The sequence below is a fragment of the Ruegeria arenilitoris genome, assembly GCF_013035315.1.
Classification (GTDB): Bacteria; Pseudomonadota; Alphaproteobacteria; order Rhodobacterales; family Rhodobacteraceae; genus Ruegeria; species Ruegeria arenilitoris_D.
Map to the genome: position 1 here is coordinate 22,315 of NZ_WQHP01000017.1, position 10,267 is coordinate 32,581.

General features: G+C 59.4%; 9 protein-coding genes and 1 pseudogene. 8 read left to right on the plus strand and 2 right to left on the minus strand.

All coding sequences use genetic code 11. The annotated features are described in order from the left end of the window. The first annotated feature begins 4 nt into the window (after window positions 1–4). The 8 genes from GOV53_RS20995 to GOV53_RS21030 are packed head-to-tail and all read left to right on the plus strand — an operon-like array spanning window position 5 to window position 8,924. The gene (locus GOV53_RS20995) at window positions 5–469 is read left to right on the plus strand and encodes a DUF2946 family protein (protein ID WP_170470448.1); all 465 of its coding nucleotides are present in this window, start codon (window positions 5–7) and stop codon (window positions 467–469) included. Next, window positions 460–2,637 carry a NosR/NirI family protein gene (locus GOV53_RS21000; RefSeq protein WP_170470451.1) on the plus strand — a complete coding sequence of 726 codons (2,178 nt, stop codon included), beginning with the start codon at window positions 460–462 and terminating at the stop codon, window positions 2,635–2,637. The genes GOV53_RS20995 and GOV53_RS21000 overlap by 10 nt, the downstream gene beginning before the upstream one ends. Window positions 2,638–2,652: 15 nt before the next feature. After that, complete coding sequence (gene nosZ / locus GOV53_RS21005) at window positions 2,653–4,560, plus strand: TAT-dependent nitrous-oxide reductase (protein ID WP_170470454.1); 1,908 nt, start codon at window positions 2,653–2,655, stop codon at window positions 4,558–4,560. Window position 4,561: 1 nt separating this feature from the next. Further along, entirely contained in the window at window positions 4,562–5,818 is a 1,257-nt protein-coding gene (locus GOV53_RS21010; RefSeq protein WP_170470457.1) for a nitrous oxide reductase family maturation protein NosD, read from the plus strand. Beyond that, window positions 5,808–6,701 carry an ABC transporter ATP-binding protein gene (locus GOV53_RS21015; RefSeq protein WP_170470460.1) on the plus strand — a complete coding sequence of 298 codons (894 nt, stop codon included), beginning with the start codon at window positions 5,808–5,810 and terminating at the stop codon, window positions 6,699–6,701. The genes GOV53_RS21010 and GOV53_RS21015 overlap by 11 nt, the downstream gene beginning before the upstream one ends. Further along, window positions 6,698–7,519, plus strand: coding sequence for an ABC transporter permease (locus GOV53_RS21020; RefSeq protein ID WP_170470463.1), 822 nt, complete (start codon window positions 6,698–6,700; stop codon window positions 7,517–7,519). Before GOV53_RS21015 ends, GOV53_RS21020 begins: the two co-directional genes overlap by 4 nt. Continuing rightward, window positions 7,516–8,031, plus strand: coding sequence for a nitrous oxide reductase accessory protein NosL (locus GOV53_RS21025; protein ID WP_170470466.1), 516 nt, complete (start codon window positions 7,516–7,518; stop codon window positions 8,029–8,031). Before GOV53_RS21020 ends, GOV53_RS21025 begins: the two co-directional genes overlap by 4 nt. After that, window positions 8,028–8,924 (plus strand): FAD:protein FMN transferase, encoded by an 897-nt coding sequence (locus GOV53_RS21030; RefSeq protein ID WP_170470469.1) that lies wholly within the window; start codon window positions 8,028–8,030, stop codon window positions 8,922–8,924. Before GOV53_RS21025 ends, GOV53_RS21030 begins: the two co-directional genes overlap by 4 nt. 359 nt (window positions 8,925–9,283) lie before the next feature. On the opposite strand, the pseudogene terL reads toward GOV53_RS21030, so the two are convergent. Continuing rightward, window positions 9,284–9,754: pseudogene (gene terL / locus GOV53_RS21035) on the minus strand (phage terminase large subunit); the annotation flags it as partial. Window positions 9,755–9,821: 67 nt separating this feature from the next. Next, window positions 9,822–10,267: DDE-type integrase/transposase/recombinase (locus GOV53_RS21040; RefSeq protein ID WP_170470472.1), on the minus strand; the 446-nt coding region annotated here is incomplete at its 5' end.

Here is a 10,267-nt window from a genome sequence, read left to right on the forward strand (position 1 = left end):
CTCCATGCCTGCCTTGAACCCTTTTCACAATCTCCCTGCCCGTGCGTTTCGCGCGGCGGCTGGGTTGGCGGGCATATTCCTAATGTTGTTGCAGACCTTTGGACCGGCGCTGGCGAGTCCCGGCGAAAGTGTCTGGGTGGAGATCTGCTCGGAAGGCGGCGCGGTCTGGGTCGAGGTTTCTCTTGGGGAGGATACCGACAACCCGACCGCGACCTGCCCAAAATGTGCCGATTGTTCGCTTTGCGCCATTACCAGCGCAGCCCCTGTGCCCGCGCTGGCGCGGGTGGGACAATTCGGGATCGTCCATATCGTACAAGCTCAGACCGTTAAGTCTTGCGCGGTGCACAGCACTGATCTGCTTTGGCCCGAAACCCGAGGCCCCCCGCCCTCACCCCAAGAAATAACTGAACGCGCCCTGCGCGCGTCCATGGCTTCCACCCTAGATTTCGGAGGTGCGCCATGGTCGTAAATCGCGCATTCCAATGCCTGTTGGCCCTCGCTCTGTCCTGCCTGATGGCGATCAGTGCCCATGCCGACAGCCTTGCCAGCTTCCTGCCTGAAATAGAACCCGCCGATCTGGCCCCCGGTGCCGATGCCTTTGGTCCGGTCCGTGATGACATTCCGGTTGCCCCAGTCCTGAAGGACGGTGAGACCGTCGCCTGGGCCTTTCTGACCTCTGATTTCGTGGGCACCACCGGGTATTCCGGCAAGCCGATCCATGTCGTTGCTGGCATCGATCAGGATGCAGTGCTGACCGGCGTGCAACTGGTCAAGCACTCGGAACCCATCGTGCTGATCGGCATCCCCAATTCGCGCATGGTCGAGCTGACCGAAGGCTATGCAGGTCTGGACCTGAAGCGTGAGGCCGAAACCGGCGGCGAGGGGCATGACCTCGACATCATCTCGGGCGCAACGGTCACGATCATGGTGATCGACGACAGCCTTGTACGCGGCGGCATCAAAGTGGCACGGGCGCTGGGGCTGGGCGGGCTGTCGCCCCTGCAGGCCGATGGGCCAAAGCGCGAGGTCGATCTGGCGCAGGATGCTGTTTACGACTGGAGCACCCTGTCCGGCGACGGCTCGGTGCGGCGGCTGACGTTGGACATAGGTCAGGTCAATGCGGCGTTCGAAGCGACAGGCGATCAGCGCGCCATCAAACGGCCTGAGCCGGGCGACCCCGATGAGACGTTCATCGACATGCACATGGCGCTTGTCTCGGTTCCATCGATCGGCAAGTCGCTGCTGGGTGAGGCCGAATATCAGAACCTTGTGAATTGGCTTGGCGAAGGCGAGCAGGCCATTCTGGTTTTGGGTCGCGGAGCCTATAGTTTCAAAGGCTCGGGCTATGTTCGCGGTGGTATTTTCGACCGGATCCAGTTGATCCAGGGCGACAATTCGGTGCGGTTCTTCGACAAGCAGCAGCGCCGTCTGGGCGAGGTTGCAGCCCCCGATGCCCCGAGTTTCACGGAACTGGACATCTTCAAGATCCCCGCCGAGGCCGAGTTCGATCCCGCCGAGCCGTTCCGCCTGCAATTGCTGGTCCAACGCGCGGTGGGTGCCGTCGAAAAAACCTTCCTGACATTCGATCTGGGATACAAACTACCCGAACACTATCTGCTGCCAGTCACCGCGCCCACGCTGGTCGATGATGCCACTGGCGAGGCCGCCGCAAAGGCAGCCCTATGGCAGCGCATCTGGAAAGATCGCGTGGTCGAGATCGTGATCCTGGGCGCAATGTTGCTGGTGCTCACGGCCACTTTCTTCTTCCAATTCCATGCCACGATGAACGCACGGGTGTTCTACTGGTTCCGCATCGGGTTCCTGACGATGACGCTGTTCTTCATCGGCTGGTACGCCAATGCACAGCTGAGCGTTGTGAACCTGATGGCGCTGGCGGGCAGCCTGCGCACGGGCTTCTCGTGGGACGCCTTCCTGCTGGACCCGCTGGTCTTTATCCAGTGGTTCGCCGTCGCTGCCGCGCTGCTGTTCTGGGGCCGTGGCGCCTATTGCGGCTGGCTCTGCCCGTTTGGCGCGCTGCAGGAACTGACCAACAAGATCGCACGGGCGCTGAAGGTTCCGCAATGGACCCTGCCCTGGGGTCTGAACGAGCGGCTTTGGCCCGCGAAATACATGATTTTCCTCGTGCTCTTCGGCATCAGCTTTGTCTCGATCCCGCTGGCCGAGAAATACGCCGAGATCGAGCCGTTCAAGACCGCGATCATCCTGAAATTCATGCGCGACTGGCCCTTTGTGGTCTTTGCGCTGGCCCTGCTTGGGATCGGGCTGTTCATTGAACGGTTCTACTGCCGCTATCTCTGCCCACTGGGCGGAGCGCTGGCGATCCCCGCCCGTATCCGCATGTTCGACTGGCTGCGCCGCTACAAGGATTGCGGCACCCCCTGTCAGACCTGCGCCAATGAATGCCCCGTTCAGGCGATCCACCCCACCGGTGAGATCAATCCGAACGAGTGCGTCACCTGCCTGCATTGTCAGGTGCTCTACCAGTCCGAGGACAAATGTCCCGTCGTTATCCGCCAGCTGAAGCGGCGGGCCAAGACAGGGTCGGTCCAAATGAAGACCCCGCTCGGACAACCACCGGCGAACCATCCGAACGCCAAACCGCAAACCGCTTCCTAAAAAGGAGGAACGATCATGTCGGACAACGAAAACAAACTGAACATCACACGCCGTGGGATGCTGGGGGCAACCGCCACTGGCGCGGTGATTGCCGGAACCGGGCTTGGCTCGACCCTGATGACCGCGCGCGAGGCCAGCGCTGCCGCGAACGCGCATCTGGAGCCCGGCGAGTTGGACGAATACTACGGCTTCTGGTCCTCGGGCCAGACCGGCGAGCTGCGCATTCTGGGTGTGCCTTCGATGCGCGAACTGATGCGTGTGCCGGTATTCAACCGCTGCTCGGCCACCGGCTGGGGTCAGACCAACGAGTCGTTGAAGATCCTGACCGAAGGCCTGCTGCCTGAAACCAAAGAGTTCCTGGCCGCAAATGGCAAGGTCACCTATGACAATGGCGACCTGCACCACCCGCATATGTCCTTCACCGATGGCACCTATGACGGCCGCTTTCTGTTCATGAACGACAAAGCCAACACCCGCGTGGCCCGCGTGCGCTGTGACGTGATGAAATGCGACAAGATCATCGAGATCCCGAACGCGCATGACATTCACGGTCTGCGTCCGCAGAAATACCCGCGCACTGGATATGTTTTTGCCAATGGCGAACACGAGGCACCGCTGGTCAATGACGGCCAGATCCTCGACGATCCGTCGCAATATGTGAACATCTTCACCGCCATCGACGGTGATACGATGGAGATCGCGTGGCAGGTGATGGTGTCGGGCAACCTCGACAACACCGACTGCGACTATCAGGGCAAATACGCGTTCTCGACCTCGTACAACTCGGAAATGGGTATGAACCTGGCCGAGATGACCGAGAACGAACTGGACCATGTGGTCGTGTTCAACCTGAAAGGCATTGAGGAAGCGATTGCTGCGGGCAACTATCAGGAACTGAACGGCGTCAAAGTCGTGGACGGGCGCAAAGAGGCCGGTGGCAACCTGACCCGCTATATCCCGATCCCGAACTCGCCACACGGTGTGAACGCCGCGCCCGACAAGAAACACATCATGATCAACGGCAAGCTGTCGCCGACCGTGTCTGTGATCGATGTCGAGAAGGTCGATGCGCTGTTTGCCGATAATGCTGATCCGCGCTCGGCCATTGTCGCAGAACCGCAGCTGGGTCTTGGCCCGCTTCACACAGCGTTCGATGGTAAAGGCAATGCCTACACCACGCTGTTCCTGGACAGCCAGGTAGTGAAATGGGACATCACCAAAGCGATTGAGGCTTATGGTGGTGCCGACGTTGATCCGATCCTTGACAAGGTGGACGTTCAGTATCAGCCGGGCCACAATTCGACCTCGATGGGTGAAACCGCTGAAGCTGACGGCAAGTGGCTGATTTCGATGAACAAGTTCTCGAAAGACCGCTTCCTGAACGTTGGTCCGCTGAAGCCCGAAAACGAGCAGCTGATCGACATTTCGGGCGACAAGATGAAGGTGGTTCACGACGGTCCGACTTTTGCGGAACCGCACGACTCGATCCTTGTGCACCGGTCCAAGGTGAACCCGGTCAATGTCTGGGATCGCAGTGACCCGATGTGGGAAGATGCCCGCAAGCAGGCCGAGGCCGATGGTGTCGATCTGGACTATGGCGCGGATGAGCCGATCCGGGATGGCAACAAGGTGCGGGTCTACATGACGTCGGTCGCGCCTGTGTTCAGCATGGAGAAGTTCACCGTCAAACAGGGCGATGAAGTCACTGTCTATGTCACCAATCTGGATGACGTGGATGACGTGACCCACGGCTTCTGCCTGTCGAACTTCGGCATCGCGATGGAGGTTGCACCGCAGGCCACTGCCTCGGTCACCTTCATCGCCGACCGTCCGGGCGTGCACTGGTTCTATTGCCAGTGGTTCTGCCACGCGTTGCACATGGAAATGCGCGGCCGGATGTTTGTTGAGCCGCGGAGCGCGTAAAATGCGTTGGTCCCTGCTCATACCGCTCCTGCTCGGCACGCCCCTTTGGGCGGCGGACTGGGATGTGCCCAACCGGGCGGGGGCCATCAATGAAATACTGGCGCAGGCGGCGGATGGAGACACACTCCGCCTTAGCCCCGGCACCTACGCCGAAACGCTGGTTCTGGACCGTCCCGTTACCCTCGACGGGCTGGGACAGGCCACCATCGACGGACAAGGCCAAGGCAGCGTCATCACCGTGACCGGGCCGGGCGTGACAGTGCGCGGGTTGACGGTGATTGGCTCGGGTTCCAGCCATGACGGGATCGACAGCGGCATCCAGCTGACCAAGACGGCCCACGTGCCGGTGGTCGAGGATAACGTGCTGTTGGGCAATCTCTACGGTATCGACATCCACGGGGCCAAGGACAGCATCGTACGCCGCAACCGGATTGAAGGGCGGCAGGACCGCCACATGAACGCACGCGGCAATGGTGTCTATGTCTGGAACGCGCCGGGTGCGGTGGTTGAAGACAATGACATAAGGTTCGGACGCGATGGGATATTTGTGAACTCGTCGAAAAAGAACACCTTCACCGGCAACCTGTTCCGCGATCTGCGCTTTGCGGTGCATTACATGTATGCAGATGACTCGGTCGTCAGCGACAATGTCTCAATCGGCAACGATCTGGGCTATGCAGTGATGTTCACGACGAATGTGACCGTGGCCAACAATGTCTCGATCGGTGATCGCGAACATGGCGTGATGCTGAACTATGCCAACAAAAGCACCATCACCGGCAACGTGGTGAAAGGTGCCAAGGAAAAATGCACCTTCCTCTATAATTCGAACAAGAACGAATTCACCGACAACTGGTTCCAGGGATGCGGCATCGGCATCCACTTTACCGCCGGGTCCGAGCGCAACCGGATCGTCGGCAACGCCTTTGTCGGCAACCGGACACAGGTTAAATACGTCTCGACCAAATGGGTCGAGTGGTCCGAAGACGGGCGCGGCAACTATTGGTCCGATTTCGCCGCCTATGATGTGGATGGCGACGGCATTGCCGACACACCCTATCGCCCCAACGACTCAATGGACCATGTGCTGTGGACCCAACCCGCAGCCAAATTGCTACTCGGCTCCCCCGCCGTGCAGCTGGTGCGCTGGTCGCAATCCGCTTTTCCGGCCCTGCTGCCGGGCGGCGTAATGGACAGCAACCCATTGATGCAAGCCCCTGAACCCCCAGCTATGAAAAAGGTGCCTCATGACGGATAAGGCCCTGACGATAAACAACGTCTGTAAGAACCGAGGGAAAACCCGCGTTCTCGACGATATCAACCTGTCTCTTGCCCCCGGCCAGCGTGTCGCGCTGCTGGGCCATAACGGCGCGGGAAAGTCTACCCTGATCAAATCCATTCTCGGCCTGACCCCAATCCACGGCGGAGCCATTCGGATCGGAGACGCAACCCCCGGCAGCGCTCAAGCGCGGCGCGAGACGGCCTATTTGCCCGAGGCGGTGTCGTTTCACCCGGCCCTAACTGGACGCGAGCAACTGACCCTGTTTGCACAGCTTTCCGGTGCCAATACCGATGTGATCGGCTTGTTGGATCGCGTGGGTCTGAGCGACGCACTAGACCGCCGGATCGGAGCTTATTCCAAGGGGATGCGGCAACGTCTGGGTCTGGCGCAGGTTCTGTTGGGGCAGCCGAAAGTGGCGCTGCTGGACGAGCCGACCAGCGGGTTAGACCCGATCTCGCGGCAGGATCTCTACGCCATCATCGACGAACTGGCCGCGCAGGGAACGGCGGTTCTGATCGCCTCACATGCCTTGACCGAAGTCGAGGCCCGGACCGACCGCATCGCCATTATGCGCAAAGGTCGGATGGTCGCCGATGACACACTGACCAACCTATCCGCACTGGCTGGCTTGCCGATCCGCCTGAAAGTGCGCGCCAGTGCCAACCCTGATGTGCTGGCCGCCGAATTAGGCGGCAACCGGATCAACGGGGCCTCAGTGGAGCTGCTGTGTTCGCCTGATGACAAGATGGAGGCCCTGCGCCGCATCGCCGGGTTGGGCGACGCGGTGGCGGATGTGGAAATGACCCCGCCCAAGCTGGAAGACCTTTACCGACACTACGCTCAGGAGGAGATGCAATGACTCGCTTCCTCGCCGTCACCCGAACCGAAATGCTGATCCTGCGTCGCAACCGCTGGCTTTTGGTTGCGACGCTGATCATGGTGCTGTTCGCTTTAGCCCTGACCTTCGCCGGCAGCGCCCCGACCGGTACACTGGGCGTCGACATGCTGACCGTCTCGGTCGCCTCGATGACCACGTTGTCGGTCTACCTCGCGCCACTGCTGGCACTTATGATTTCCTTCGACGCCATCGCAGGCGATGTGGACCGGGGCAGCCTGTCGCTGCTGCTGTCCTACCCTGCCGGGCGCGGAGAAATCCTGTTGGGCAAGTTCACCGCCCACCTTGCGGCGCTGGCCTTCGCCATGACCGTTGGGTTTGGCACCGCCGGCGCGGTGGCCGCATGGTTCGGTGGCGCGGGACCGGAAAGCCTGACGGCTTTGGTCCGCCTCATCCTCACATCCATCCTGCTGGGCGCCGTGTTTCTGGCGCTGGGATACCTGCTGTCCGCTCTGGCGAGGGGCGCAACGGCGGCGGCAGGTCTGTCGGCCGGGCTCTGGCTGGTCTTTGTCGTCCTCTATGATCTGGGCTTGTTGGGAGCCGTCGTCATGGATGAGGGCGGCACATTCACCCAATCCGTCTTTCCTTGGGTGATGGTTGCCAACCCGGCCGACGCATTTCGTCTGTGGAACATTGCCGCGACCGAAGGCGTTGCCATGGCGTCCGGCATGACCGGAGTCGTGCAGGCCCTGCCAGTCTGGGCCGCGCCCGTATCGCTGCTGATCTGGCCGGTGCTGGGCTTTGCCCTAGCACGACTTGCTTTCCGGAAGGTTGAGCCATGAAACACCTTACCCTGATCGCGCTGATCGCGTTGAGCGCCTGTAAGGAAGAAGTCGCCGAGGCACCTAACCCGGTAGATCTGACCCCGGATGCGTTAAGCTTTTTCTGCCAGATGAACATCGCAGAACACGGCGGACCAAAGGGGCAGATCCACCTGGAAGGTTACCCTGCCCCACTGTTCTTTGCACAGGTGCGCGACATGGTCGCCTATCTCAAAAGCCCTGAACGGGATGCCGAAATCTCTGCCATCTATGTCAGCGATATGAGCGTCGCGCCAAACTGGCGACAGCCCGGCATTTCCAATTGGATTGCAGCCGACAGTGCGACGTTTGTTGTTGGCTCGAATGTCGCGGGCGGAATGGGCGCAAGGGAAGTGGTACCGTTTTCCAGCCCCGCTGACGCCACTGCCTTCATTGACCAATATGGCGGCTCCGCTCTGCCCCTGTCCGACATTCCCGACACCGAGGTGCTGGGCCCCGTTGATCTGGATCTGCAACTGGAGACCCCCGCATGAGCGTTCTCACACGTCGTCGTTTCCTGACGATCTCAGCCGCCTGCGCCGCAATGCCCACCACGGCGGGTGCTGTCGCACAATGGCGCGGTATTGCATTGGGTGCACCGGCCGGCTTGCGGCTTGAAGGTTTGACCAACACCGAAGCTGCCCCGATCTTTGCTGCAGTTGAAGCCGAGTTGGACCGACTGGAGGCAATCTATAGCCTTTATCGACCCGAGTCCGAATTGAGCCGTTTGAACGCTTCTGGACGGCTAAAACACCCTTCGCCTGAGCTATTGGGCCTGCTTAGCCTCTGTGCCGTACTGAACGATGTATCAGAGGGCGCATTTGATCCGACAATTCAGCCTTTGTGGAACGCGCTTGCTAATGGATCTGGTGAATTGGAGCTGCAAACGGCCCATGAAGCAGTTGGTTGGCAGAAGGTGATAGTGAAAAGTAACGAAATCCAATTGCCTGTCCCCGGTGTCGCCGCAATAACTCTGAATGGCATTGCACAAGGTGAAATAACGGATCGCGTCGCCAAGCTGTTGCGGTCGTTCGGTTTGCAGAATGTGTTGGTGAACATGGGTGAAATTGCCGGGCTAGGCAACCGCACCGACGGTGCTGCATGGCAGGTCGGACTGACCGGCTCAAATGACGTTGTGCTGAGCAGAATAGAACTGCACAACCGCGCTGTGGCCACTTCGGTTCCTGACGCGATGCGCCTGAGGGACAGGGCCGGCCATATCTTTGATCCAAGGTCCCTTCTGGTGTTTCACGATGCAGTTTCAGTCTCTGCCCCGACCGCTGCGATCGCAGATGGGCTTTCCACCACATTGTGCATGACTCCAGCCGAACGGATCGACTTGGTGTTGTCCCGATTCCCGGAAGTAAGTCTTGAAAATTTGGTTTGATTAGACGGGTTAACTGATCGCAAAAAACGTCGCTTTCCCAACCGACCAAGTTAGATACGCAGCTTTCCTAGCCTAGTTCTGGTTTATCGAGACTAGTGCTGCGGTCCGAGTTCTCCGGATCAAGCTCGATGTCGGTTCATTGCGAAATACCACGACTTTGCGAAGTCCGCTTTCTGCGCATTTCTTTCATTGGGGCACCGCGCATTATTGGCCAAAGTGTGCTCAAAGCCGTCATCCGACGGCAATAGCGATTAGTCCGGTTTGTGGTTGCGAGCGGTCATTGGGGCCGCTCTCAGGATTGGTCCGACATCGGCCCTCCCAGTACTATTCAACGAGTTTTCAAGCTTGACTCTGAGGTTCTACCGTCGCCTGACCCTCTCTCGATTACGCTCCCGTCGTTCGATGTTGATCCGGTGGTCGCGACCCAAGGCCCGGTAGAATCCCAGTCCCTTGGACCAGTTCAGAAAATGGGCAAAGCTGTCGACTTGATCGTCGTTGCGCCCGCGTGGAAAGGACTGAAGCTCTCGTTTGAATACCGGCAGCCAGGGTGCGTCTGCAGGCAGATACACTTTGCCCTCTTCGACAGGACCGCAAGCGGACTGGAACCGGGTTTCCTTGTCCTTGTCGGGTTTAATGCGTTCGTAGCGCCGACGGTCATCACGAAACAGCTCGTCCAAAAGAGGTTTGCCTGAGGCAGCATCTTCGATCAGAACGCGATCCGGTTCCCAACGACCGACAAGCTGCAGTGCCTTGGCTTTTAGGTCTGGGTAGTCTACCTGCCCGCGCCAGACGTCGATAAGATACCACGCATTTTCGCGGAACCCCCAGGTTGTACAGGCCGAGAGGTGCTGTCAGACGAATTCGAACCAGTCTCAGTTTGCCGCCAAATCCGCGAACTTATCCGGAACAAAGTTGACGCCACTCGGTAAGAGCGGCGGTGCGCGTCAGCTTGAAGGTGTCTCGGCTGGTGAGCGATCTTTCCTGATTGAAGTGGTTGTAGACCGAGGAATGGACGGAGACGAATTTCTGTAAACTTCGCATGCGCCTGAAACGCTGCATCGCGCGCTCACGTCGTCGAAACGGCAGGTGCGAGTTCTCGACTCGGTTGTTGAGCCACCTGCCCGTTTGCTGTTTTTCGAATGCACCCAGTTCTCTGAGCGCAGCTCTGTATGAGGCGAAGCGATCCGTGACGACGGTTTCCGCTTTGCCGTGTCGCTTCATTAACTTCTTGAGGAATTTCAGTGCAGCCTGCTTGTTTCGGCGTTTGGTGACAAAGACTTCCAGTACCTCGCCTTCGTGATCAACAGCCCGCCAAAGATAATGCCGCTTGCCATTCACCTTCA

Coding starts and splice junctions, on each gene's coding strand:
- GOV53_RS21015 (WP_170470460.1), top strand. CDS start 5,808: ATGACGGATAAGGCCCTGACGATAAACAACGTCTGTAAGAACCGAGGG.
- nosZ (WP_170470454.1), top strand. CDS start 2,653: ATGTCGGACAACGAAAACAAACTGAACATCACACGCCGTGGGATGCTG.
- GOV53_RS21000 (WP_170470451.1), top strand. CDS start 460: ATGGTCGTAAATCGCGCATTCCAATGCCTGTTGGCCCTCGCTCTGTCC.
- GOV53_RS21020 (WP_170470463.1), top strand. CDS start 6,698: ATGACTCGCTTCCTCGCCGTCACCCGAACCGAAATGCTGATCCTGCGT.
- GOV53_RS21010 (WP_170470457.1), top strand. CDS start 4,562: ATGCGTTGGTCCCTGCTCATACCGCTCCTGCTCGGCACGCCCCTTTGG.
- GOV53_RS21030 (WP_170470469.1), top strand. CDS start 8,028: ATGAGCGTTCTCACACGTCGTCGTTTCCTGACGATCTCAGCCGCCTGC.
- GOV53_RS21025 (WP_170470466.1), top strand. CDS start 7,516: ATGAAACACCTTACCCTGATCGCGCTGATCGCGTTGAGCGCCTGTAAG.
- GOV53_RS20995 (WP_170470448.1), top strand. CDS start 5: ATGCCTGCCTTGAACCCTTTTCACAATCTCCCTGCCCGTGCGTTTCGC.